The organism is Streptomyces sp. NPDC058401, assembly GCF_042722885.1.
In the GTDB taxonomy this organism is placed as follows: Bacteria; Actinomycetota; Actinomycetes; order Streptomycetales; family Streptomycetaceae; genus Streptomyces.
On record NZ_JBHXKA010000118.1, the window covers coordinates 1 to 25016 of the forward strand.

The 25016-nt window shown below is 71.2% G+C and carries 22 protein-coding genes and 1 pseudogene; 18 read left to right on the forward strand and 5 right to left on the reverse strand.

From position 1 onward, the window contains the following. Positions 1–108 precede the first annotated feature (108 nt). Positions 109–1500, reverse strand: a complete 1392-nt coding sequence (locus tag ACFWNV_RS31255) for a sporulation protein (protein ID WP_383953546.1) — start codon at positions 1498–1500, stop codon at positions 109–111. Between the two features lie 333 nt (positions 1501–1833). Between ACFWNV_RS31255 and ACFWNV_RS31260 the strand changes: the two genes are divergently transcribed. The 7 genes and pseudogenes from ACFWNV_RS31260 (at position 1834) to ACFWNV_RS31290 (ending at position 8724) form a co-directional block, all read left to right on the forward strand. Beyond that, positions 1834–3600 carry an asparagine synthetase B family protein gene (locus ACFWNV_RS31260; RefSeq protein WP_383953548.1) on the forward strand — a complete coding sequence of 589 codons (1767 nt, stop codon included), beginning with the start codon at positions 1834–1836 and terminating at the stop codon, positions 3598–3600. Positions 3601–3628: 28 nt separating this feature from the next. After that, on the forward strand, positions 3629–4066 hold the full coding sequence (locus ACFWNV_RS31265) for an NUDIX domain-containing protein (RefSeq protein WP_383953550.1): 438 nt from the start codon (positions 3629–3631) through the stop codon (positions 4064–4066). Between the two features lie 72 nt (positions 4067–4138). Further along, the gene (locus ACFWNV_RS31270; RefSeq protein WP_383953552.1) at positions 4139–5458 is read left to right on the forward strand and encodes a UDP-glucose dehydrogenase family protein; all 1320 of its coding nucleotides are present in this window, start codon (positions 4139–4141) and stop codon (positions 5456–5458) included. A gap of 245 nt (positions 5459–5703) precedes the next feature. Beyond that, the gene (locus ACFWNV_RS31275) at positions 5704–6111 is read left to right on the forward strand and encodes a hypothetical protein (protein WP_383953554.1); all 408 of its coding nucleotides are present in this window, start codon (positions 5704–5706) and stop codon (positions 6109–6111) included. Beyond that, on the forward strand, positions 6108–6644 hold the full coding sequence (locus tag ACFWNV_RS31280) for a hypothetical protein (protein WP_383953556.1): 537 nt from the start codon (positions 6108–6110) through the stop codon (positions 6642–6644). The genes ACFWNV_RS31275 and ACFWNV_RS31280 overlap by 4 nt, the downstream gene beginning before the upstream one ends. Before the next feature lie 345 nt (positions 6645–6989). Then, positions 6990–7706, forward strand: a pseudogene (locus tag ACFWNV_RS31285) (ComEC/Rec2 family competence protein); the annotation flags it as partial. A 136-nt stretch (positions 7707–7842) separates the two neighbouring features. Next, positions 7843–8724, forward strand: a complete 882-nt coding sequence (locus ACFWNV_RS31290; RefSeq protein WP_383953558.1) for a YceI family protein — start codon at positions 7843–7845, stop codon at positions 8722–8724. A gap of 18 nt (positions 8725–8742) precedes the next feature. On the opposite strand, the gene ACFWNV_RS31295 is transcribed toward ACFWNV_RS31290, so the two are convergent. Further along, on the reverse strand, positions 8743–8985 hold the full coding sequence (locus tag ACFWNV_RS31295) for a hypothetical protein (RefSeq protein WP_383953560.1): 243 nt from the start codon (positions 8983–8985) through the stop codon (positions 8743–8745). A 182-nt stretch (positions 8986–9167) separates the two neighbouring features. Between ACFWNV_RS31295 and holA the strand changes: the two genes are divergently transcribed. Together holA and ACFWNV_RS31305 are read left to right on the forward strand one after the other, a co-directional pair. Beyond that, entirely contained in the window at positions 9168–10160 is a 993-nt protein-coding gene (gene holA / locus ACFWNV_RS31300) for a DNA polymerase III subunit delta (RefSeq protein ID WP_383953588.1), read from the forward strand. Between the two features lie 538 nt (positions 10161–10698). Beyond that, entirely contained in the window at positions 10699–11439 is a 741-nt protein-coding gene (locus ACFWNV_RS31305) for a hypothetical protein (protein WP_383953562.1), read from the forward strand. 183 nt (positions 11440–11622) lie between these two features. Here ACFWNV_RS31305 and rpsT read toward each other — a convergent pair whose 3' ends face one another. Further along, a complete protein-coding gene (gene rpsT / locus ACFWNV_RS31310) occupies positions 11623–11889 on the reverse strand; it encodes a 30S ribosomal protein S20 (RefSeq protein WP_383953564.1) in 267 nt (88 codons plus the stop codon). A gap of 258 nt (positions 11890–12147) precedes the next feature. Between rpsT and lepA the strand changes: the two genes are divergently transcribed. The 3 genes from lepA to hemW all read left to right on the forward strand — a co-directional run bounded on the left by lepA (position 12148) and on the right by hemW (position 17462). Then, positions 12148–14013 carry a translation elongation factor 4 gene (lepA, locus tag ACFWNV_RS31315; protein WP_383953566.1) on the forward strand — a complete coding sequence of 622 codons (1866 nt, stop codon included), beginning with the start codon at positions 12148–12150 and terminating at the stop codon, positions 14011–14013. Positions 14014–14267: 254 nt separating this feature from the next. Continuing rightward, entirely contained in the window at positions 14268–16160 is a 1893-nt protein-coding gene (locus ACFWNV_RS31320) for an AMP-dependent synthetase/ligase (protein ID WP_383953568.1), read from the forward strand. A 69-nt stretch (positions 16161–16229) separates the two neighbouring features. Continuing rightward, on the forward strand, positions 16230–17462 hold the full coding sequence (gene hemW, locus ACFWNV_RS31325; protein ID WP_383953570.1) for a radical SAM family heme chaperone HemW: 1233 nt from the start codon (positions 16230–16232) through the stop codon (positions 17460–17462). Positions 17463–17614: 152 nt separating this feature from the next. On the opposite strand, the gene ACFWNV_RS31330 is transcribed toward hemW, so the two are convergent. Further along, positions 17615–18412, reverse strand: a complete 798-nt coding sequence (locus ACFWNV_RS31330; protein ID WP_383953572.1) for a DUF3097 domain-containing protein — start codon at positions 18410–18412, stop codon at positions 17615–17617. Positions 18413–18440: 28 nt separating this feature from the next. Next, a complete protein-coding gene (locus ACFWNV_RS31335; RefSeq protein WP_383953574.1) occupies positions 18441–19166 on the reverse strand; it encodes an MBL fold metallo-hydrolase in 726 nt (241 codons plus the stop codon). A gap of 153 nt (positions 19167–19319) precedes the next feature. Here ACFWNV_RS31335 and hrcA point away from each other — a divergent pair, with 153 nt between their 5' ends. The 6 genes from hrcA (at position 19320) to ACFWNV_RS31365 (ending at position 24894) form a co-directional block, all read left to right on the forward strand. Continuing rightward, the gene (hrcA, locus tag ACFWNV_RS31340) at positions 19320–20336 is read left to right on the forward strand and encodes a heat-inducible transcriptional repressor HrcA (protein WP_383953576.1); all 1017 of its coding nucleotides are present in this window, start codon (positions 19320–19322) and stop codon (positions 20334–20336) included. Then, positions 20337–21473, forward strand: coding sequence for a molecular chaperone DnaJ (dnaJ, locus tag ACFWNV_RS31345; RefSeq protein WP_383953578.1), 1137 nt, complete (start codon positions 20337–20339; stop codon positions 21471–21473). Between the two features lie 202 nt (positions 21474–21675). Next, entirely contained in the window at positions 21676–22767 is a 1092-nt protein-coding gene (locus ACFWNV_RS31350; protein WP_383953580.1) for a nitronate monooxygenase, read from the forward strand. Beyond that, positions 22764–23507 carry a 16S rRNA (uracil(1498)-N(3))-methyltransferase gene (locus tag ACFWNV_RS31355; RefSeq protein ID WP_383953582.1) on the forward strand — a complete coding sequence of 248 codons (744 nt, stop codon included), beginning with the start codon at positions 22764–22766 and terminating at the stop codon, positions 23505–23507. Before ACFWNV_RS31350 ends, ACFWNV_RS31355 begins: the two co-directional genes overlap by 4 nt. Positions 23508–23622: 115 nt before the next feature. Then, positions 23623–23982: a histidine triad nucleotide-binding protein gene (locus ACFWNV_RS31360; RefSeq protein ID WP_383953584.1), complete on the forward strand. Its 360-nt coding sequence runs from the start codon at positions 23623–23625 to the stop codon at positions 23980–23982. Between the two features lie 3 nt (positions 23983–23985). After that, the gene (locus tag ACFWNV_RS31365) at positions 23986–24894 is read left to right on the forward strand and encodes a ribonuclease Z (protein WP_383953586.1); all 909 of its coding nucleotides are present in this window, start codon (positions 23986–23988) and stop codon (positions 24892–24894) included. Positions 24895–25016 lie beyond the last annotated feature (122 nt).

A 25016-nucleotide genomic window follows, 5' to 3' on the forward strand; every position in this document is an offset into this window, starting at 1 on the left:
ATGGCGAACCCGGACCCGGGTTCGCCATCCCCCGCCCCACGTTGGTTGGATAGCCCACTTTTCAACTGGTGCTAACGGGCATCCCCGCAGGCATTCTCGGTCACAGTATTAAACGGCGATGCTGAGTTCGGTGCGGGTGCGGTGGATGAACTCGCGGACGGCCGGCTCGCGGCGCCAGGGGGCGAGGGCGGTGTTGAACTCGCGGACGTAGTCCTTGGCCCGGCTGGACTGGACGCGGGCGAGGATGTCTACGGAGCGGTGGCCCAGCTCGAGACCCTGGTCGAGCTGGCGGGCCTGGAGGTGGGCGGTCCCCACGATCGCGAGCCGCATCCCGACGGAACGGGTGAACACCCCCGATGGCATCGCGGCGGCCCGCTGGTTCCAGGCCAGCGATGCCTTGGGGTTCTTCAGGTCCCGGAAGACTTCGGCGGCATCCGCGGACAGGCGGGCATGGTGATAGAAGTCGATCCAGGCCGGCTCATCCCCAGCGGTCTGGTCGGCCTGGCTGATGAGGTCTTCGGAGGCGGCCAGGGCCCGCGAGGCAGCTCTGGCGCTGTTCTCACGGGCGTGAGCGCGGGCTTCGATGAGCTTGGTGAACGCCAGGATGCGCGGGGCGGCCTGGCCCTTCGCTCGTTCGAAGGCGCCCTGGGCCATATCGACGGCCTCGGAGGGAAAGCCCCGCAGCAGAGACTGCATCGCCATGGTCGTTAAGACGTAGCAGCCGAGCTGGACGTCCCCGCCCGCACGGGCGAGGCGGAGGGCCTGGATGAAGTGCCGTTGGGCGACGTCGTGCTGGCCGACGTCGAAGGCGGTCCAGCCGGCCAGGCGGGAGAGCTCGGAGGTGACGGAGAACAGGTCGCGGCCGACATCGTCGGTGAAGGATCCCCGAAGAAGCGGGGCGGCCCGTTCCTGGAGGCAGACGGTGACGGAGTTGGCTTTCCAGTTCCCGCCGCCGTATTTGGAGTCCCAGCGGCGGGCCTCATCGGCTGCGTCGCGGAGTTCGTCGAGGTCGGCGCGGCCGACCTGCTTGCCGCCATTGTGGTCGGCGCCGTCGTCGGCGGGGGTGACCAGCCAGCGGGTCACGGGGGTGGTAAACGCGGATACGGCGAAGCCGGATCCGGCCAGGAAGTCGCGGCGGTTCACGAAGCTCCAGAACGAGGTGGCCACACGGACCGCCTCTGCACGGTCCCTGGGGAAATCCAACCCCACACCCGTATCCGGTGTCTCAGCCTCGCCCATACCGATTTCACCAAGTGCCACCGGGCGTCCCAGCCGTTCCCCGATCGCCTGGGCGAGGAAGGTGGGAACAGGCCACTTGGGGATCATGCCCCGCTGGCACCAGTTCGCGATGGACGTATGCGAGTAGTCCGTCTCCATCCCGGCGTTCTTGGCGAGCTGGTTGACCCGCAGGGCCAGGGACTTGTGGCTCGCGCCGCAGGTCTCGATGAGCCGGGCGAGGTCCGCGTTCGGCGGACGCTTCCGACGGCTGGTCGACGCCACCTTCAGTCCCCTTTTCCACCAGGTCAGCAACATGGCTGCTGACGAGGAAACGCTATGGGGCCGGATCTGCGGCGACTGGAGCATTTTCAGTCGTACCGATTCCGGCTGGGCACGGAAAGTCGTACGCCCTTCCCGCACCGTGAGGCACTGAGGGTATTGCCCTGCGGACCCTGGGTGAACCTGGTTCGCGAGTTGTGAGCCCCCCTGCGAGCCCTCCCAGCCTGATCCCCCGGCCGCTGTGATGAGGGCTCAGGCCACCGCCGGGACGCCAGGAAGGGCTCCCGGTGGTGGCCACCGCCAGGCACCACGACTTCACGCTCGGGGGTGAACCAGATGTGCGGAATCGCAGGACTGGCCGGAGGCGATGCCATCCGGCACGAGAAGACCGTCGCCGCGATGGGTGCCTCGCAGCACTACCGCGGCCCGGACGGCACCATGCACACCGCCAGCACCGACGGCCGGGCGGTGTTGGCCATGAACACGCTGCTGATTGTGGATCCGCAGGCCATGCCTGGCCCCTACCTGGACCGGGACACCGGGCTGGTGCTGGCCTTCAACGGCGAGATCTACAACTGGCGGTCCCAGGCGGCCGCCTGGGGCATCGAGGTCCGCGAGAGGGAGTCGGATGCTCACTTCCTGCTGCGGGCCTGGGCGAAGATCGGCCCGTCCTGCCTGGACGGTCTGGACGGCATGTTCGCCTTGGCCGTCTATGACCCGCGGGTCGCGAAGCTGTTCCTGGCCCGCGACCGGCTGGGCGAGAAGCCGCTCTACTGGCGCCTGGACGGGGGCCGGCTCGCGTTCGCCTCCGAGGTGACCACGCTGACTGGCTACGGGGCGGCGCCGCTGGTCTTACGGCCGGAGGTCACCGCGATCGAGACGCCGACCGGGGTCGACACGCCGTTCCAGGGGATCCAGCTGCTGGCGCCGGCCACGCTGCTGTCCTTCGACGTCACCACCGGCTCGATCGACCAGATGACCTGGTGGCACCTGGAGGACAGGGCCCCGTTCACCGGCACCTACAAAGAGGCCCTCGCGAAGTTCTCCACGATCCTCGCGGACCAGATCCCGCTCAGGTCTCCGGCCTGCGACTTCGCCCTCCTGCTCTCGGGCGGGCTGGACTCGGCGGTGCTGGCCTACCTGATGCGGCCGCCGGTCTGCGTCACCGTTCGCTACCCGGGCCAGGACCGGCTCGACGAGTCCTCCACGGCCGCGATCATCGCCCGGGACATCAAGGCCGAGCTGGTGGTGGTCGAGCCCGACCACGTCGACTTCACCACCGCGCTGCCGCACATGATGCGGGCCCTGGACTACCCCATGGGCAACGCCAGCACCTTCTCGGAGCACATGGCCTACCGGAAGATCTCCGACCTCGGCCTGCGGGTCGCGATCGGCGGGCTGGGGCCGGACGAGTTCCTGATGGGCTACGTCCGCCAGGCCCTCGTCTTGTTCGGCGCCGAGGCTGTCCTCGGCGCCGGGCTGGAGGCATACCGGCCGCTGGCCGCCAAGCTCATGCACACTGCCGGCGAACCCCTGGACCCGGCGGAGGCCGTCACCCGGCTGATCCTTCGCGGCCCCGACCCGGACGGCCGGCTCCGTGAGCTCGTGGCCGACGCGATGGCCCGCGCGGGCGGGGACCTGGCCCGCGGCCTGACCCTCGCGGACCTGGCGACGGCCTGGAGGCCGCTGGTGATGACCAGCGACAAACTCGCCTCCGCCTACGCGCTCGAACGCCGATCCCCCTACCTCGCCCGCGACCTCGTCGAGTTCTCCTACCGGCTGCCCGTCGAGCACAAGATCACCGACCCGGCCCAGGGCAAGCGGATCCTGCGGGACGCCGCGAAGGCCCTCGGCCTGCCGAAGGAGGTCTGGGACAGCCGCGACAAGCTCGGCTTCGCCTCCCCGGTCCCCTCCTGGCTCAACGGCAACCTCTCCACCTGGGCCGACACCCAGATCCGCATGGCCCTCCCCGATGCCCCGACCGCGTTCCGTCCCCTCCTCGAGGGGGGTTTGCAGCCTGGCGGACGCTTCGACCGCACGCGCATGCAGGCCCTCATGGCAGCCGCCTGGTTTTCGGACCAGACGGTGAGGGCCGCTGCATGATCCTCAACTCGGTTACTACGGTGAGGGGATGCACTTCGAGACATCTGCCACCGAGGAGCCGGCCGCCGCCCGCGGAGCCGTCGCGATCATCACTAACCGCCGCGGCGAACTCCTCCTCCACCTCCGCGACGACCTCCCCACCATCGCCTGGCCCGATCACTGGAGCCTTCTGGGAGGCGGCTGCGACCCCGGCGAGAGCCCGGCTGCCGCGATCGTCCGCGAACTCGACGAAGAAGCCGGGCTGACCGCCGGGAACCTGACCGAGCTGTTCGAGACATGCGACCAGCACGGCTCCGGGCAGATCATCACCTTCTTCGCAGGCGCCTGGGACGGCGACGAGACCCGCCTCCCCCTCGCCGAGGGCATCAAGCTCCAGTTCTTCGCCCCCGAGCACCTCGACATCCTCACGATCCCGCCCTACATCCGGGCCGGGATCCACCGCCACCTGGCCGCCCGGCCCTCCTGATCACCCCGCCCTTCCGGACGGGGCAAGGGTGGGGCCGCCAGCGGCGGCCCCACCCGAAGGGACACCCCGCTCATGAAGATGACCGTCATCGGATGCGGCTACCTCGGCGCCACCCATGCCGCCTGCATGGCCGAGCTCGGCCACGAAGTCCTCGGCATGGACTCCGACATCGACAAGGTCCACACCCTCAACTCCGGCAAGGCCCCGTTCTTCGAACGCGACCTCGACGACCTCCTCGCCAAGCACACCGCGACGGGCCGGCTCCGCTTCACCGCCTCCTACGGCGAGGCCGCCGACTTCGCCGACCTGCACTTCATCGGGGTCGGCACCCCGAACCAGCCCGGCACCGACGCCTACGACCTCACCCACCTCTTCGACGCCGCCCGCCGCCTCGCCCCCGGCCTGACCCGACCGGCAGTCATCGCGGTCAAGTCCACCGTCCCGGTCGGCACCGCACCCCAGGTCTCCGAGATCCTGCGCGAGTACGCCCCCGCAGGCGACCTCATCGAGGTCGCCTGGAACCCCGAGTTCCTCCGCGAATCCTTCGCAGTCGACGACACCCTCCGCCCCGACCGGCTCGTCCTCGGCTTCAACCGCGACCACTCCTGGGCCGAGACTGTCCTGCGGCAGGCGTTCGCGAAGATCATCGAGTCGGGGACGCCGACGATCGTGACGGACTGGGCCACCGCCGAGCTCGCCAAGGGCGCCGCGAACTCCTTCCTCGCCACGAAGATCTCCTTCGTCAACGCGATGGCCGAGGTCTGCGAAGCCTCCGGCGCCAACGTCGCCGAGCTCGCCGACATCCTCGGCCACGACCACCGCATCGGCCGCCACGGCATGCGGCCCGGCCTCGGCTTCGGCGGCGGCTGCCTCCCCAAGGACCTCGCCGGCTTCATCACCCGCGCCGACGAACTCGACGCCGGGCAGGCCGTCGGCATGCTCCGCGAAGCCGCCGCGGTCAACGGCCGCCGCCGCGAGCGCGTCATCGACCTCGCCCGCGAGGAACTCGGAGGCGACCTGAGCGGGAAGCGGATCACCGTCTGGGGCGCCGCCTTCAAGCCCGAGACCGACGACATCCGCGACTCGCCCGCACTCGCCGTCGCCCAGGCTCTCCACGACCTCGGCGCCACCGTCACCATCACCGACCCCAAGGCCCTCGACAACGCCCGCAAGCTCCACCCCGAACTCGACTACGTCGAAGACCCCATCGCCGCCATTGACGACGCGGACCTGCTGCTGCACCTGACCGAGTGGCACCAGTACTCGACCATCGACCCCAAGCGGCTCGCCACCCGCACCACCAGCCCCAAGGTCATCGACGCCCGCGGCACCCTCAACACCGACCAGTGGCGCGAAGCCGGCTGGACCACCCGGGGCCTCGGCCGCCCCTGACTTCCCGCATCGCCGCGAAAAGGTCTCGCCCCCGGCCTGCACGCCGGGGGCGAGAGTGTGAGCGCACGCCGTTGCGGATGAGATTCACCGTTGCCTTGAGGCCGATGAACATCAGAACAGAGCACATACGTCCCCTCACCAACGCGCTGCAGCCTCGGTAGTCTGGTCCCATGACCCCCCGCCCGAGCCGAACGAGCCGCGGAGAAGACGATGCCGCCGCGAGCCGCGACGGGTCGGAAATAGTCATGCATACCGGTAAGGCGAAGAAGGGCGACCTCCCGCCCGCACTGCTTGGAGAGTTCCGCCGACGCGTGAACCGCTCGAGCGCTGCCCCGCTCAAGGGCCTCTTCGGGCACAAGGGCGGAGCCGTCCAGCCGACAGTGGTCTACACCATTGTTGACAAGATCGGCGACCAGACACTGGTCCTGAACCTGGATGGGAACCGAACCGCCTCTCTGGAGGTGAAGAGCACCCGGGGCGGAGCTGCGGGCTCACCACTCAAGAAGCCCAAGGCGAAGCAGGGGCGAGCAAAGCTCAAGAAGCCCCTGATTGACCTCCTCAAGGCCCCGATGACCCGGGCCGAAGCCAAGAAGCTGAGCGAGAGCCTGCGGGCTGAGGACGGCCCGCGACGGAAGCTGCCCCCGCGACCGTGAGCAATGTGACCTGGCGTGCTCCAGGCAAACTCGATCGCCGGAAGCTCCACGCTTTCACCTGCGCCCAAGGGGTTCCTCCCAAGGGACGGCCTCCGTCCTGGGAACACGAGGTCCAGGCCTACTTCCGCGCTGAAGCCTTGGCCGACACGGGCGCGTCTCGTCGCTGGGACCAGCGCTTTCGCATCGCCGAAGACGCCTCAGGCATCGCTGCCGCCTACACACACTCCCGCCCCGCCTCACAGCACCCCGATCTCCGGGTCCCTCCGGACACGGCCTGCCGCTACCTGTTGATGCTCGGGATCGCGGACCGATACCGGAACCAGGGCGGCAAGTTCGCCGACGAGGTTCTCCTCGACGCCCTCTACGACATCCTCGAGCGAGAACCCGACCACGAGTCGGTTGCCGTGTTCGCGCGAGTCGACCGGCGCAACATCCCCAGCCAGAAGATGCTCAACCGGGCCGGCTTCGAACAGATCATCCCTGGGACGGCCGAGCGCCGACTCGGCTGGTGGCTCCTGACTCTGGATCGTTGACCGAAGCCACCCGCGCGACCGACCGCAGGTTCATCGACGTCCGGGGCACCCTGGGCCCCAATCACTGGCGCGAAGCCAGCCCTGATCCTCTGAACCCGAACTGCTAGATCAGGCTGACGGGACTGACGGGACCCAAAGAGGCGCACTCCTTGGCAGTCCCTCGTTGAGTGAACGCCGGGATGGCACCTGTCCTGAGAATCAGCAACGAGTGGCCCAGGCGCCCAGGCAGGTCTTGGTCGTCTGCAATGAGCCTTCCTCTTCCCCTACGCAGAGTCGCCAAGGCACCAACAGAACGAGGAGTGCCAGAGAGGCTCAGGCAACACACACAGACTTGACAGGGAAGCGGTGGGCCAGGGGGACGCCGCCGTGCTCGCGGCCGGCCCGGGGACGGCCGTGGTGGTGGACGCGGGCCCCGAGCCGGGGCCGGTGGACGCCTGCCTGAGGGAGCTGGGCGTGAACCGGGTGCCGCTGCTCCTGCTGACGCACTTCCACGCCGACCACGTGGGCGGGTTGACCGGGGTGCTCAGGGGCCGCTCGGTGGGTGTGGTGCAAGTCACCGGACTGGAAGAACCGCCCGGGCAGGCCGCGTTCGTACGGCGGTCCGCGGCGGCCGCCGGAATCCCCCTCGTTCGTGCCGTGGAGGGGGAGCGGCGCCGGGCCGGACCGCTGGAGTGGCAGGTGCTGTGGCCGCCGGCCGGGGGCGCTCCGCCGGAGGGTCCCAACGACGCGAGCGTGGCCCTGCTGGTGCGCGGCGCGGGCCTTACCCTGCTCCTGCTGGGCGACCTCGAACCGGCCTCCCAGCAGGCCCTGCTGAGGAACCATCCGGAACTGGGGCCGGTCGACGTCCTCAAGGTCGCCCACCACGGCAGCGCCCATCAGGACCCCGGACTGTACGAGCGGATCCGGCCGCGCCTGGCGATCGTCCCGGTGGGCGCCGGGAACAGGTACGGGCATCCCGCGGCGGGTACGCTCGCCCGGCTGCGGGAGTCGGGCGCGGCCGTGCTGCGCACGGACGAGGACGGTTCGGTCGCCGTCACCGGCAGCGGCCCGCGACTGCGGGCGTTCCCGGCCATCCGGCGACGGATCCGGCACGGGCATACCAGGAGTGACCACTCCGTTTGCCCACAACCCGGCAGCATGATCGAATGCGTTTTCGCCAGAGCGGTCCAAGTCCACACAGCACGGGGGTGCATAAACCATGTTCAGTCGCAGACGGGGGATGGAGACGGCGGGAAGCGCCAGTCCCCAGACATCCGCGACACTGACGCTTCCTCATACCGCGCGGCTGCTCAGCTGCCGGGTGCTCGACACGGTCCACCAGCCGGTTCGGCAGGCCACGTTCGAGGTGACCGACCCGATAGGCCGGCGGATCGTCAGCGGGGAGACCGACCCGTACGGCGGGTTCACGGCGGCGGTGCCGGCGGGCGAGTACCGGCTCGCCGTCACGGCCGAGGGCTACGCGCCCTTCCACGGGGCGACGCTGGTGGGGGACCCGGCGCAGCCGGGCACCGGGGAGATCGTCCTGGACGCGGTGGATCCGCCGCTGCTGCCGCAGCCGGGCCACTGGGAGCTGGACCCGGGGCATTCGACGATCGGGTTCTCGGCCCGGCACATCGGCTTCGCCCGCATCAACGGACGGTTCAACACCTTCGCCGGCGCGGTGCGGATAGCCGACCGGATGGAGGACTCCTCCATGCGCGTGATCATCGACGCGGCGAGCATCGACACCGGGCTGCGGATGCGGGACGACCACCTGCGCTCCGCGGACTTCCTGGACGCGGCCCGCCACCCGACGGTGGAGTTCTACAGCGAGCGGTTCATCCACCGCAGCGGCAGTCACTGGACCGTGACGGGCGCCCTCACCCTCCACGGGGTCAGCCGGTCCGTCACCCTGGACACCCGGTACCTGGGCCTGGGCGCGGGCCTGGAGGGCGAGCCGAGGGCGGCCTGCCGGGCGACGGCCGAACTGAACCGCGAGGACTTCACGCTGAACTGGCAGTCGATGCTGGCGCAGGGGATCGCGGCGATCGGTTCGAACGTGGAAGTGACCCTGGACATGCAGGTCGTGCACAAGGCCTGAGGGGGTGCGGTCCGGCCGCTACGGGGCTTCGAGCCAGCCGTCGTACTCGGCGGCGAGCTCGTCCAGGCCCGCGGTGTCCAGCCGTTCGCGCGGGTCCTCGACGACCACCAGCCACTGGGCGTCCTCGGCGTCGTCCTCGCCGGCGAGGGCGTCGCGGACCAGCTGCGGTTCCTCCGGGAGGCCGAAGCGGTCGACGACCTCGCGCGCCACCTCCTCGGCGGAGTCGCGGTCGGGCAGGACCAGTACATGTCGCACGTTCACCCGGACATTCTCCGGTACGGGCGAGGGGGCCGCGGAAGGGGCCCGGGGGAAGGTCCGGGGGACGGGCCGCGGAAGGGGCCCGCGGAGGGGCCCGCGGACGGGCCCGCGGACGGCCCGCGGACGGGTCTCGGGGTGGGCCGGGCCGCGAGGGTCTGTCAGTGCGGCGTGGGATGCTGGAGGCGATGGCCACCAGGAAGAATTCCACCGACGATCCGCTCGCCCCGATCACCCTCGCGGTGGGGCAGGAGGACCTGCTGCTCGACCGCGCCGTGCGGGAGGTCGTGACGGCGGCGCGAGCCGCCGATGCCGACACCGACGTGCGCGACCTCGCCTCCGAGCAGCTCCAGCCCGGCACCCTGGCCGAGTTGACCAGCCCCTCGCTCTTCTCGGAGCGCAAGGTGCTGATCGTGCGCAATGCGCAGGACCTCTCGGCCGACACGGTCAAGGAGGTCAAGGCGTACCTCGGTGCGACCTTCGAGGAGATCTCCCTCGTCCTGCTGCACGCGGGCGGCGTCAAGGGCAAGGGCCTGCTCGACGCCGCGCGCAAGGCGGGCGCCCGTGAGGTCGCCTGCCCGAAGATGACGAAGCCGGCGGACCGGCTGGCGTTCGTACGGGGAGAGTTCCGGACGCTGGGCCGTTCGGCCACGCCCGAGGCCTGCCAGACGCTGGTCGACGCGATCGGCAGCGACCTGCGGGAGCTGGCGAGCGCGGCGGCGCAGCTGTGCGCGGACGTCGAGGGCACGATCGACGAGGCCGTGGTCGGCCGCTACTACACCGGCCGGGCCGAGGCTTCGAGCTTCACCGTCGCCGACCGGGCGGTGGAGGGGCGCGCCGCGGAGGCCCTGGAGGCCCTGCGCTGGTCCCTGTCCACCGGGGTGGCTCCCGTACTGATCACCAGCGCGCTGGCCCAGGCGGTACGGGCGATCGGGAAGCTGGCCTCGGCCCCGAGGGGGGCCCGTCCCGGGGACCTCGCGCGGGACCTCGGCATGCCGCCGTGGAAGATCGACCGGGTCCGGCAGCAGATGCGGGGATGGTCGGCGGACGGTGTTTCGGACGCGCTGCGCGCGGTCGCCGCGGCGGACGCGGGCGTCAAGGGCGGCGGCGACGACCCGGAGTACGCACTGGAGAAGGCGGTCGTGGCAGTGGCCCGCGCGGCCCGCCCCCAGCGCGGCTGATCCCCTCCGCCGGAAGCTCCCCTGGTCACCGGGCACGTCCGCCGGCTACCGGGGGTCCACGGGCTTGCCGGGCACGCCCACGGGCTACCGGGCAGGCCCACCGGCTACCGGGCAGGCCCACCGGCTGCCGGGCAGGCCCACCGGCGGGCAGGCCACGGTCTACCGGGCAGGCCCACTCGTTGCCAGGCTGTCCACGGGCTAGCGGGCAAGCCCACTCGTTGCCGGGCCCGCCCAAGGGCTTGCCGGGCCCGCCCAAGGGCTTGCCGGGCCCGCCCAAGGGCTTGCCGGGCCCGCCCACGGGGTTGGCGGGTAGGTCCGCATGCCAGAGGGCAGGCCCATCGGTTGCCCAGTAGGGGTCCACGGGCTAGCGGGCAGGGCCATGGGTTGCCCGGTTGGATCAGCGGGCTACCGGGCGGGCCCACTGGTGGGCGGCCAGGCCGACGATTGCCGGGCAGGTCCGCCACCTGGCGGGAGGCTCCGCCAGGGTCGGACCGACCCCCTGGCGGGACGGCAAACCGCAGGTCATACGCTCCCGGGCATGACGAAGTTCTATGCCACCGTGTGCCTGCCGCCGACTGCGCCCCGGAAGATCCCGAAGGCAGTGGCCGCGGCCCTGGCGCCCTACGACCTCAACCTCGGCCGGGAACTGAATCCGGTCGGGCGGTGGGACTGGTGGGCGATACGCGCGGGCGGCGCCTGTCTCGTGCTGCCCCAGTACGAAGGCGACCGCCGCCTCGTCACGGCCTCGACCGTGCCGCGCAGGAAGGCTGATCTCGGTCCCCTCGGGCCGCTGGAGTGCTACGGCGGGCCCCGGGGCCTGCTCGACTTCGACGGCATGCGGCAGCGCGCGGGGCACTCGTACGACGCACTGCTCGACGCCTGGACCGGGCTGAGCGCGGAACACCCGCCGGCCCGCCCGCTCACGGAGTTCCTCGCCCGCCACGAAGCCGATCCCGAGGGGTACTCCGCGGAGGAGGCCCGGAAGGATCATCTGGCCCAGCCGCTGGTGCAGGAGGTGGCCCAGCGGGCGGTCGCGGGAGACCCGCACTTCGGGATGTCGTTCCTGGTCAACGACCCGGTCGCGTACTTCGCCGGGGAACACGGGGAAGCCCGGATGTGGGCCGTCCGGGGTGCGGTGCCCAACCACGCCCTGGTCACCCTCGACGGTGCGTGGACGGACGCGGGCACGGAGGGGGCGGGCTACTGGGAGCGGGCCGACCGCCTTCTCGACGGTCTCGACGCAGAGACGGTCGTCCTCAACGTGCTCTGCCACTCCTGAGCAGACGCGGGCATGCCGAAGGCCCCGGCTGCCGCCCTGGGGAAGGGTGGCGGCCGGGGCCTTCGGTTACTTCTCGATTTGCACCGCACCCGCGTGGCGAACGCTTCGTGTGCGGCGCGGAGTGCCGGTCGGGAGCGGGAGAGAGGGCCCGCTGGTTCCCGGCCCGGCGATCACATCAGTGGCTCAGCCCTGAAGGGAGGCAACCTTGATCGCCAGCGCCGACTTCTTGTTGGCGGCGGCGTTCTTGTGGATGACACCCTTCGAGACGGCCTTGTCGAGCGCGCGGGCAGCGGCGCGGGAAGCCACGGTGGCCTTCTCGGCGTCACCGGCGACGACGGCCTCACGGGCCTTGCGGATGGCGGTCTTGAGCGAGGACTTGACGGCCTTGTTGCGAAGGCGAGCCTTCTCGTTCGTCTTGTTGCGCTTGACCTGGGACTTGATGTTCGCCACGAAAGAGCCTTTGCAGGTTCAGAGATTTGATCTTCGGATTGCGTCCCGTAGAGCTAGAGGGCACACGAGACACAGCTGCTCAGGCTACCAGCTGCCGTCCGACGGGCCCAAACCGAGCGCACTCCCCGGTTCATGGGACCATGGGAGTCTGCGTATAGATCCGACTCGGTAGATCCGACTAGGCCCGACCAGATCTGGTTTCGCGCAGACCGACGCCCACACTTCGTTCCGACTGCGACCCGAGAATCAGGACACTGCGTGCCCGCGATCCCCAGCCACGTGCCCGAGCCGAGCCGTACCGACCCGGCGCTGATCCGCAATTTCTGCATCATCGCGCACATCGACCACGGCAAGTCGACCCTTGCCGACCGGATGCTCCAGCTCACCGGTGTGGTGGACTCGCGGCAGATGCGCGCCCAGTACCTCGACCGCATGGACATCGAGCGTGAGCGCGGCATCACGATCAAGTCCCAGGCGGTCCGGCTGCCGTGGGCGCCGAACACGGGTGAGGACCTGGGCAAGACCCACATCCTCAACATGATCGACACCCCCGGGCACGTCGACTTCACCTACGAGGTCTCGCGTTCGCTCGCCGCGTGCGAGGGCACGGTCCTCCTGGTGGACGCCGCCCAGGGCATCGAGGCGCAGACCCTCGCCAACCTGTACCTGGCGATGGAGAAGGACCTGGCGATCGTCCCGGTCCTGAACAAGATCGACCTGCCGGCCGCCCAGCCGGAGAAGTTCGCCGAGGAGCTCGCGAACCTGGTCGGCTGCCAGCCGGAGGACGTCCTGCGCGTCTCGGCGAAGACCGGTCTCGGCGTGGACGTGCTGCTCGACAAGATCGTCGCCACGGTCCCGGCCCCGGTCGGTCCCAAGGACGCCCCGGCCCGCGCGATGATCTTCGACTCCGTGTACGACTCGTACCGCGGTGTCGTCACCTACGTGCGTGTGGTCGACGGCCAGCTCAACAAGCGCGAGCGCATCCGGATGATGTCGACCGGCGCCACGCACGAGCTGCTGGAGATCGGTGTCTCCTCCCCGGAGATGACCCCGGCCGACGGCATCGGCGTCGGCGAGGTGGGCTACATCATCACCGGCGTGAAGGACGTCCGTCAGTCCAAGGTCGGTGACACCATCACCAGCCTGAACAACGGCGCGACCGAGGCCCTCGGCGGCTACAAGGACCCGCGTCCGATGGTCTTCTCGGGCCTGTACCCGCTCGACGGCTCGGACTACCCGGACCTGCGCGAGGCCCTGGACAAGCTGCAGCTCAACGACGCAGCGCTGGTCTACGAGCCGGAGACCTCGGCGGCGCTCGGCTTCGGCTTCCGCGTCGGCTTCCTCGGCCTGCTCCACCTGGACGTGGTGCGCGAGCGCCTGGAGCGCGAGTTCGGTCTCGACCTGATCGCCACCGCGCCGAACGTGGTCTACCGCGTCGTCCTGGAGGACGGCAAGGAGGTCACCGTCACCAACCCGAGCGAGTTCCCCGAGGGCAAGATCAGGGACGTGTTCGAGCCGGTCGTCCGGGCCACCCTGCTCGCGCCCTCCGAGTTCATCGGCGCGATCATGGAGCTCTGCCAGCAGCGCCGCGGCACCCTCCTCGGGATGGACTACCTCTCCGAGGACCGGGTCGAGATCCGCTACACGCTGCCGCTCGCGGAGATCGTCTTCGACTTCTTCGACCAGCTGAAGTCCAAGACGCGCGGCTACGCCTCCCTCGACTACGAGCCCACCGGCGAGCAGTCCGGCAGCCTGGTCAAGGTCGACATCCTGCTGCACGGCGACAAGGTCGACGCCTTCTCCGCCGTCTGCCACAAGGACGCCGCCTACGCCTACGGCGTGCGCCTGGTCGCCAAGCTGCGCGAGCTCATCCCGCGGCAGGCCTTCGAGATCCCGATCCAGGCGGCCGTCGGCTCCCGCGTCATCGCCCGCGAGACCATCCGCGCCATCCGCAAGGACGTCCTCGCCAAGTGCTACGGCGGTGACATCTCCCGTAAGCGGAAGCTGCTGGAGAAGCAGAAGGAAGGCAAGAAGCGCATGAAGATGGTCGGCTCCGTGGAGGTCCCGCAGGAGGCCTTCATCGCCGTCCTCTCCAGCGACGAGTCCGGCAGCAAGAAGAAGTAGCCGCGGCGAAGCCATCGGATACGAAGCAGGCCCCCGCGCTCCGGCGCGGGGGCCCGCTCCGTATCCGGCCGCTTTCCGGCCGGTCCCCGGCCGGGGACCGGAATACGCGGTCGCGGGCGTCCGCTTCGTTATGAATCGGCATCCCAGGGGCCCTTACGCGCCAGGCGGAGGGCCCCTAGTCTGATCACTGCTCGTTGGTTACTCGCCAGTTACAAGTCCTGTACATGCCCTGCCGCGTGGTCCGGAGGATGTCCGTGAGCGACACACAGACCTTGATCGAGAACCGTCCGCCCACCGTGGCGACCCTCTTCCTGGAGCGTGTCGCCGCCACGCCGAACGCCGAGGCCTACCGCTACCCGGTCCCCGCCGCGGACGGCAAGGGCGGCCCGGACGACTGGAAGTCCCTCAGCTGGGGCCAGGCCGCCGACCGGGTTTTCGCCATCGCGGCCGGACTCGTCGAGCTCGGGATCCAGCCGGAGCAGCGCGTCGCGCTGGCCTCGAACACCCGGGTCGAGTGGATCCTCGCGGACCTCGGCGTGATGTGCGCCGGCGGCGCCGTGACCACCATCTACCCGAGCACGAACGCGGAGGAATCGGCCTTCATCCTCTCCGACTCCGAGAGCCGGATCCTGATCGCCGAGGACGGCACGCAGCTGGCCAAGGCCCGTGCGCGCCGCGCCGACCTGCCCGAGCTGGCCCACGTCGTGGTCGTGGAGGCCGCCGACGCCGTCCCGGCCGACGGCGACCCCGAGGGCTGGGTGCTCTCGCTGGCCGACCTGGAGGCGCGCGGCCGCGAGTACCTGGCCAAGCACCCCGAGGTGGTCAGGGAGCGCATCGCGGCCATCACCGCCGACCAGCTCGCCACCCTCATCTACACCTCGGGCACCACCGGCCGCCCCAAGGGCGTACGGCTGCCGCACGACAACTGGTCGTACATGGCCAAGGCCACCGTGGCCACCGGCCTGATCACCAAGGACGACGTCCAGTACCTCTGGCTGCCGCTCGCCCACGTCTTCGGCAAGGTGCTGACCTCCGGCCAGATCGAGGTGGGTCACGTCACCGCCGTCGACGGCCGCATCGACAAGATCATCGAGAACCTGCCGATCGTCCAGCCGACCTACATGGCGGCCGTCCCGCGCATCTTCGAGAAGGTGTACAACGGGGTCGCCGCCAAGGCCCGCGCCGGCGGCGGGGCCAAGTACAAGATCTTCCAGTGGTCCGTCGGCGTGGCCCGCGAGTACGCCAAGGTCACCCAGGACAACTTCCGCCGCACCGGCCGGGCGAGCGCCCCCCTGGGCCTCGCCACCAAGCACAAGGTCGCCGACGCGCTCGTCTTCTCCAAGCTCCGCGAGGCCTTCGGCGGCAACCTGCGCGCCGCCGTCTCCGGCGCCTCCGCCCTCGCACCCGAGATCGGCTACTTCTTCTCCGGCGCGGGCATCCACATCCTGGAGGGCTACGGACTCACCGAGTCCAGCGCCGCCTCCTTCGTCAACCCCGGCGAGGCCTACCGCACCGGCACCGTCGGCAAGCCGCTCCCCGGCACCGAGGTCCGCATCGCCGACGACGGCGAGGTGCTGCTGCGCGGCCCCGGCATCATGCAGGGCTACCACGGGCAGCCCGAGAAGACCGCCGAGGTGCTGGAGGCCGACGGCTGGCTGCACACGGGCGACATCGGCGAGCTGTCCGCCGACGGCTACCTGCGCATCACCGACCGCAAGAAGGACCTGATCAAGACCTCCGGCGGCAAGTACGTCGCCCCGGCGGAGATCGAGGGCCAGTTCAAGGCGCTCTGCCCGTACGTCTCCAGCATCGTGGTCCACGGCGCCGACCGGAACTTCTGCTCCGCCCTCATCGCCCTCGACGAGCCCTCGATCCTGGTCTGGGCCGCCGAGAGCGGCCTGGAGGGCAAGACGTACTCCCAGGTCCTGGCCGCCCCCGAGACCAACCGGCTCATCGAGACCTACGTCCAGACCCTCAACGAGGGCCTCCAGCGCTGGCAGACGGTCAAGAAGTTCCGCCTCCTGCCGCGCGACCTCGACGTGGAGCACGGGGACCTCACCCCGAGCCTCAAGCTGAAGCGGCCGGTCGTCGAGCGCGAGTTCAAGCACCTCATCGAGGAGATGTACGAGGGCTCCCGGGAGGCGTAGCACCGGGCGCGGTCCGGGGCGCCGCGCGGGGCCGTAAACGACCTTGGGGCAGTGCGGGACAATGGGCCCATGCCTTCCGCACTGCCCGACGGTGAACCCATGCCCGAAGACGGCTCCCTGCCGCTCCACGCCCTGGCGGGAGCGGGGGAGCGGCCGCTCGGGTTCTACCTGCACGTTCCGTACTGCGCCACGCGCTGCGGATACTGCGACTTCAACACCTACACGGCCACCGAGCTGCGGGGCACCGGCGGCGTGCTCGCCTCCCGGGAGAACTACGCCGACACCCTGATCGACGAGGTCAGGCTGGCGCGGAAGGTGCTCGGCGACGACTCGAGGGCCGTACGGACCGTCTTCGTGGGCGGCGGCACGCCCACGCTGCTGCCCGCCGGGGACCTCGTACGCATGCTCGCGGCGATCCGCGAGGAATTCGGGCTGGCCGAGGACGCCGAGGTCACCACCGAGGCCAATCCCGAGTCGGTGAACCCGCAGTACCTGGCCGAGCTGCGCGCGGGCGGCTTCAACCGGATCTCCTTCGGCATGCAGAGCGCGAAGCAGCACGTCCTGAAGGTGCTGGACCGCACGCACACCCCCGGCCGGCCCGAGGCCTGCGTCGCGGAAGCACGGGCGGCGGGCTTCGAGCACGTGAACCTGGACCTGATCTACGGGACGCCGGGGGAGTCCGACGAGGACTGGCGGGCCTCGCTGGCAGCGGCCCTGGGGGCCGGACCCGACCACATCAGCGCCTACGCGCTGATCGTGGAGGAGGGCACCCAGCTCGCGCGGCGGATCCGGCGGGGCGAGGTCCCGATGACCGACGACGACGTCCACGCGGACCGGTACCTGATCCTCGACACGGTGATGGCCGAGGCCGGCTACTCCTGGTACGAGGTCTCCAACTGGGCCACCACCGAGGCCGGGCGCTGCCTGCACAACGAGCTGTACTGGCGCGGGGCCGACTGGTGGGGCGCCGGGCCCGGAGCGCACTCGCACGTGGGCGGGGTGCGGTGGTGGAACGTGAAGCACCCGGGTGCCTACGCGGCGGCGCTGGCGGAGGGGCGGTCGCCCGGGGCCGGGCGGGAGCTCCTCTCGGAGGAGGACCGGCGGGTCGAGCGGATCCTGCTCGAGCTCCGGCTGGTGGACGGGGTTCCGCTGTCCCTGCTGGCCCCTGCGGGGCTGGCCGCGTCCCGGCGGGCCCTGGCCGACGGGCTTCTCGAAGCAGCCCCGTACGCGGCCGGGAGGGCCGTTCTGACGCTGCGGGGTCGCCTCCTGGCCGACGCGGTGGTCCGCGACCTGGTCGACTAGCTCCGACCGGGGGGCCGGGCCGCCCGGCGGGGCCGTCCCCTACCCGCTCTTCGCCCGTTCCCCAGGTTCCGCCCGGACCCGTTCCGGGGGCCGGCCCCCGGAACCCCGCTCCTCAAACGCCGGAGGGGCTGGGTTTTCGCCGCCCCGCCGGGTCACGCCGTCACGTGGTCGATCAGGTGCTCCACCGCGCCCAGGAGGGTGGGCTCCAGGTCCTTGTACGAGGTCACGCGGGACAGGATGTGCTGCCAGGCGGCCCCGGTGTTCTCCGGCCAGCCCAGGGCGCGGCAGATGCCCGTCTTCCAGTCCTGGCCGGGTGGGATGACCGGCCAGGCGCGGATGCCCAGGGCGGAGGGCTTCACGGCCTGCCAGACGTCCACGTACGGGTGGCCCACGATCAGGACGTGCGGGGAGGTCACCGAGGCGGCGATGCGGGACTCCTTGGAGCCCGGGACCAGGTGGTCCACCAGGATGCCCAGGCGGGCGTCGGCGGCGGGGGCGAACTCGGCGACGACGGCCGGGAGGTCGTCGATGCCCTCCAGGTACTCCACCACGACGCCCTCGATGCGCAGGTCGTCGCCCCACACCCGCTCGACCAGTTCGGCGTCGTGGCGGCCCTCCACGTAGATCCGGCCCGCCCGGGCCACCCGCGCCCGGGCCCCGGGGACGGCGAGGGAGCCCGAGGCGGTACGGGCCGGCGCGGCCGGGCCCCGTGCGGGGCGGGTGAGGGTCACCACCGCGCCGTCCAGGAGGAAACCGCGGGGTTCGAGGGGGAAGACGCGGCGCTTGCCGAATCGGTCCTCCAGGGTGACCGTGCCCGCCTCGCAGGCCACCACCGCGCCGCAGAAGTCCGTACCCGCCACCTCGACCACCAGGTCCGGATCGGCCGGCACCTCGGGGACGGGCTTGGAGCGCTTCCACTGCGGGGTCAGGTCGGGGGAGTACTCGCGCATCCGGCCGAGGGTAGGAGAGCGGGCCGTTTCAGGTGCCCGACACGCCGAAACGGGCGGCCAGTGTGTCGCGTTGGGCACGTACGAAGGCCGCGTCGACCACCGCTCCGTGACCGGGTACGTACAGAGCGTCGCCCCCGCCCAGGGCGAGGAGCCGGTCCAGGGCCGCCGGCCACTGCCGCGGCACCGCGTCCGGGCCCGCCTGCGGCTCGCCCGATTCCTCGACCAGGTCGCCGCAGAAGACCACCTCGCGCGCCCCGGGCACGAAAGCGGCCAGATCGTGCCGGGTGTGCCCCGGACCCACGTTCGCCAGGAGGACCTGTACCCCGCCCAGGTCCAGCGTCCACTCGCCCGACACCAGGTGCCGGGGGATCACGAGCAGGTCCGCCGCCTCGGCCGCCTCGGCCTCCGCCAGGCCGTGCCGGACCGCGTCCGTCCGCAGCTCCTCCCGGCTCACCGAGAGCAGGGAGTCCAGCCCGACCGGACCGTAGACCTCGGCCCCCGCGAACGCCGCTCCGCCCAGTACGTGGTCGAAATGTCCGTGTGTGAATGCGAGATGGGTCACGCGCCGGCCCGTCAGCCGCTCCGCCTCGGCCCGTACCTGCGCACCTTCCCGCAGGGAGGACCCCGGGTCGATCAGGAGGGCCGAATCCTCGCCCACCACCAGTCCCACGGTGCAGTCCCACACCGGCAGGCGCTTGCGGCCGGCCCGTTCGGTGAGCCGTTCCCAGCCCGCCTCTTCCCAACGCACGTCCATGCCGCGACGCTACCTTGGCGGGCCGCCCTTGCTAGGGGTGTACCACCCCGCCGTACACTGACCGGGGGATCTCTGGCACTCGAACGCTCAGAGTGCCAGCAGGCAGGGCCTGCCGAAGCCGCGAACGACGGAAACGATGGAGGTGTGCGCGCGATGCTCAGCGATCGCAGACTCGAAGTGCTGCGCGCCATCGTCCAGGACTACGTCGGGACGGAGGAGCCGGTCGGCTCCAAGGCGCTCACCGAGCGGCACCGCCTCGGCGTCTCGCCCGCCACCGTGCGCAACGACATGGCCGTGCTGGAGGACGAGGGCTACATTGCCCAGCCCCACACCAGCGCCGGCCGGATCCCCACCGACAAGGGCTACCGGCTCTTCGTCGACAAGCTGGCGGGGGTCAAGCCGCTGTCGACGCCCGAGCGCCGGGCCATCCAGAACTTCCTCGACGGGGCCGTGGACCTCGACGACGTCGTCGGCCGTACGGTGCGGCTGCTCGCGCAGCTCACCCGGCAGGTCGCCGTCGTCCAGTACCCCTCGCTCACCCGGTCCACCGTCCGGCACGTGGAACTGCTCTCGCTGGCCCCGGCCCGCCTGATGCTCGTCCTCATCACGGACACCGGCCGGGTCGAGCAGCGGCTCGTCGACTGCCAGGCCCCCTTCGGGGAGGCCTCGCTCGCGGACCTGCGGGCGCGCCTCAACAGCCGTGTCGTCGGCCGTCGGTTCACCGACGTGCCGCCGCTGGTCAAGGACCTTCCGGAGTCCTTCGAGAACGAGGACCGGGTGACGGTGCGAGCCGTCCTCGACACCCTCCTCGAAACGCTGGTCGAGGAGGCGGAGGAGCGGCTGATGATCGGCGGCACCGCCAACCTGACCCGCTTCGGACACGATTTTCCCCTGACGATCAGGCCGGTGCTCGAAGCGCTGGAGGAGCAGGTCGTGCTCCTCAAGCTGCTGGGCGAGGCCAGTGAGTCGGGAATGGCCGTAAAGATCGGGCATGAGAACGCCTACGAGGGACTGAACTCCACGTCCGTCGTCTCGGTCGGCTACGGTTCGGGCGGCGAAGCAGTCGCCAAACTCGGCGTGGTCGGACCGACCCGCATGGACTACCCCGGAACGATGGGAGCGGTACGCGCAGTGGCACGTTACGTCGGACAGATCCTGGCGGAGTCGTAAGTGGCCACGGACTACTACGCCGTTCTCGGCGTGCGCCGCGACGCATCGCAGGACGAGATCAAGAAGGCATTCCGGCGGCTCGCACGCGAGCTGCACCCGGATGTGAACCCCGATCCCAAGACGCAAGAGCGTTTCAAGGAGATCAACGCGGCCTACGAGGTCCTCTCGGACCCGCAGAAGAAGCAGGTCTTCGACCTCGGCGGCGACCCGCTGTCCTCCTCGGGCGGCGGCGGAGCCGGCGGCTTCGGAGCGGGCGGCTTCGGCAACTTCTCCGACATCATGGACGCCTTCTTCGGCCAGTCCTCGCAGCGCGGACCGCGCTCGCGGACCCGCCGCGGCCAGGACGCCATGATCCGCCTCGACCTGGAACTGGACGAGGCCGCCTTCGGCACGACCAAGGACATCCAGGTCGACACGGCCGTCGTCTGCACCACCTGCTCCGGAGAGGGCGCCGCACCCGGCACCTCGGCGCAGACGTGTGACATGTGCCGCGGCCGCGGTGAGGTCTCGCAGGTCACCCGGTCCTTCCTGGGCCAGGTCATGACCTCGCGACCCTGCCCGCAGTGCCAGGGCTTCGGCACCGTGGTCCCGACCCCGTGCCCCGAGTGCGCGGGCGACGGCCGGGTCCGCTCCCGCCGCAGCCTCACCGTCAAGATCCCGGCCGGCGTCGAGAACGGCACCCGGATCCAGCTCGCGGGCGAGGGCGAGGTCGGCCCCGGCGGCGGCCCCGCCGGCGACCTGTACGTGGAGATCCACGAGCTGCCGCACCCGACCTTCCAGCGGCGCGGGGACGACCTGCACTGCACGGTCACCCTCCCGATGACCGCGGCGGCCCTGGGCACCAAGTGCCCGCTGGAGACGCTCGACGGCCTGGAAGAGATCGACATCCGGCCCGGCACCGGATCCGGGCAGGCGATCCCGCTGCACGGCCGCGGCGTCACCCACCTGCGCGGTGGCGGACGAGGCGACCTGATCGTGCACGTCGAGGTCACCACCCCCGGCAAGCTGGACCCGGCGCAGGAGGACCTGCTGCGCCAGCTGGCCAAGCTGCGCGGCGAGGAGCGGCCGATGGGCCAGTTCGCACCGGGTCAGCAAGGCCTGTTCAGCCGCCTGAAGGACGCCTTCAACGGGCGCTGAGCAGCGCGCGGAGCACCGTAGGGGCGGCGTCCCGGCGGTGTACGAGAACACCTGCGAGCCCGGTCCGGGGATGCCCCGGACCGGGCTCGCGGCATGCGGCGCGGCAGGGCGGCGACGGTATTCGGGCACCCCGGGGAAGGGGACTATGCCAGGCGAATGCCGTGATTCGGTCCCGTGAGCGGGACATGGCACGATGCAGCTCATGTCCTCCGCACCGAACGGTCTCTTCGCGTACCCGATCGTGCAGGCGCCCATGGCGGGCGGCGCGTCCTGCCCGCCGCTCGCGGCCGCCGTGTGCGAAGCGGGCGGACTGGGCTTCCTCGCCGGCGGCTACAAGACCGCCGACGGCATGTACCAGGAGATCAAGCGGCTGCGCGCGCTCACCCGCCGCCCCTTCGGCGTCAACCTCTTCCTGCCGCAGGCCTCCCACGCGGACCCGGCGGTCGTGGAGGCCTACCGCGGGCACCTCGCCAGCGAAGCCTCCTGGTACGAGATCTCCCTCGCCGACGAGGACATCATCGGCACCAGCGACGACGGCTACGACGCCAAACTGGCCATTCTCATCGAAGACCCGGTCCCCGTGGTCTCCTTCACCTTCGGCCTGCCCTCGCCCGCGGCCTTCACCTGCCTGCGCAAGGTCGGTACGTACACGATCGCCACCGTCACCTCCGTCGAGGAGGCCCGCGCCGCCCAGGCGGCAGGCGCCGACGCCGTCTGCGTCCAGGGCGTGGAGGCGGGCGGCCACCAGGGCACCCACCGCGACGACCCGCAGGGCGACGGCACGGCCGGAGTCGGCCTGCTCGCGCTCGTCGCGCAGGTCCGCGAGGCCGTGGCCCTCCCGATCATCGCGGCGGGCGGCCTGATGCGCGGCTCGCAGATCGCCGCGCTGCTCGCCGCGGGCGCGGAGGCCGCGCAGCTCGGCACGGCCTTCCTGGCCTGCCCGGAGTCCGGCGCGCACGCCCTGCACAAGAAGGCGCTGACCGACCCGCTGTTCGTCCGGACGGAGCTGACCCGGGCCTTCTCGGGGCGGCCGGCCCGCGGGCTGGTCAACCGGTTCATGCGCGAGCACGGCCCGTACGCCCCGGCCGCGTACCCGCAGGTGCACCACCTGACCGCGCCGCTGCGCAAGGCCGCCGCCGATGCCGGGGACCCGCAGGGCATGGCCCTGTGGGCGGGCCAGGGGCACCGGCTGGCGCGGGCCCTGCCCGCCGGGGAACTGGTGGAGGTGCTCGCGGCGGAACTCGGCGCGGCACAGAACGCGTTGAAGGCAATGCAGATGAGGAGTGCGTCATGACCGCCCCGGTGTTCGTGGTCGAAAAGGTTCCCGCGGGGCCGGAGTTCGTGCTGGACGGCGCAGAGGGCCGCCACGCGGTCTCCGTGAAGCGGCTGGCCCCCGGCGAGGCCCTCGTGCTGACCGACGGCCGGGGCGGCTGGGCCGAGGCCGTCGTGACGGCCGCCGAGGGCAAGGACCGCCTCCTCGTCTCCGTGTCCGGGGTCTTCGAGGAGCCGGAGCCGGCCGTCCGGATCACCGTCGTCCAGGCCCTGCCCAAGGGCGACCGGGGCGAGGTCGCCGTTGAGACCATGACGGAGACCGGCGTCGACGCGATCGTGCCCTGGCAGGCCTCGCGCTGCATCACCCAGTGGCGCGGCGACCGCGGCGCCAAATCCCTCGCGAAGTGGCGGGCCACCGCCCGGGAGTCCGGCAAGCAGTCCCGCCGGGTCCGCTTCCCCGAGGTCGCGGAGGCCCTGTCGACCAAGCAGGTCGCGGCGCTGCTCGCGGAGGCCGACCTCGCGGTGGTCCTGCACGAGGACCGGGACGCCCCCTCGGGTGCGCTGGCCACCGCGGAACTGCCCGCCGCCGGCTCCGTCGTCCTGGTCGTCGGCCCCGAGGGCGGGGTCTCCCCGGACGAACTCGCCGCCTTCGCCGCGGCCGGGGCGCACCCGTACCGGCTCGGCCCCTCTGTCCTGCGCACCTCCACGGCGGGCACGGCCGCGGCGGCGGTGCTGCTGGCACGGACGGGGCGCTGGTCCTGACGGACGGTGGTGGTGACGGGCCGGTGGTGGTGACGGGTCCTTGGTCCTGACGGGCCCGGTCGGTGGCGGTGGATACGATGCCGGAACCGATCACCCGTCACGAAGGGCTCAGCACATGGCAGGGGAACCGCAGGCCGACTGCCTGTTCTGCAAGATCGTCGCGGGGAACATTCCCGCGACGGTCGTCCGGGAGACGGACACGACCGTCGCCTTCCGCGACATCAACCCGCAGGCACCCACCCACGTCCTCGTCATCCCGAAGGCGCACTACCCCGACGCCGCCTCCCTCGCGGCCGCGGAGCCGCAGGTCGCCGCCGACGTCCTGCGCGAGGCCGGCCAGGTGGCCGTGGACGAGAAGCTCCCCGACCACGCCTACCGGCTGGTCTTCAACACCGGCGCCCGCGCCGGCCAGGTCGTCTTCCACGCCCACGCGCACGTCCTCGGCGGCCGTGGCTTCGAATGGCCCCCGGGATAAACCGTGTCCGTACGCGAATTCGTGGTGCTCGGCACCGCCAGCCAGGTGCCCACCCGCCACCGCAACCACAACGGCTACCTGCTGCGCTGGGACGGCGAGGGCATCCTCTTCGATCCCGGCGAGGGCACCCAGCGCCAGATGCTGCGCGCCGGGGTGGCCGCGCACGACATCAACCGGATCTGCGTCACCCACTTCCACGGTGACCACAGCCTCGGCCTCGCCGGGGTCATCCAGCGGATCAACCTCGACCGGGTCCCGCACCCCGTCACCGCCCACTACCCGGCCTCCGGACAGAAGTTCTTCGACCGGCTGCGGTACGCCACCGCCTACCGCGAGACCGTGCAGCTCGCGGAGGAGCCGGTGGCCGAGGACGGGATCCTGGCGCGCGGGGACGCGTACACCCTGGACGCCGTACGCCTCTCCCACCCGGTGGAGTCCTTCGGCTACCGGGTCACCGAGCACGACGGGCGCCGGATACGGCCCGAACTGCTCGCGCTCCACGGCATCAAGGGGCCCGACGTGGGCCGGATCCAGCGCGAGGGCAGCCTCGGCGGGGTCACCCTCGACGAGGTCAGCGAGGCGCGGGCCGGACAGCGGTTCGCCTTCGTCATGGACACCCGGCTCTGCGAGGGCGTGGAAGCGCTCGCGGCGGGCTGCGACATGCTGGTGATCGAGTCGACCTTCCTCGACGAGGACGTCCAACTCGCCACCGACCACGGGCACCTCACCGCGGGGCAGGCCGCGCGGGTGGCCCGGGACGGGGGCGTGCGGCATCTCGTGCTGACGCACTTCTCGCAGCGCTACACGGAGCCGGCGGAGTTCGAACGGCAGGCCCGTGCGGCCGGCTTCGAGGGCGAACTGACGATCGCCGCGGATCTCGTACGGGTCCCCGTGCCGAAGCGCGCCGGATAGCCGGGCAGGGCCCCGGGCGCGGGGCCCTGCGGGGCTGTCCCCGACCCGCCCTTCCACCGTTCCCCGGGGCTCCGCCCAAGGCCCCGCTCCTCAAACGCCGGAGGGGCTGGATACACCCAGCC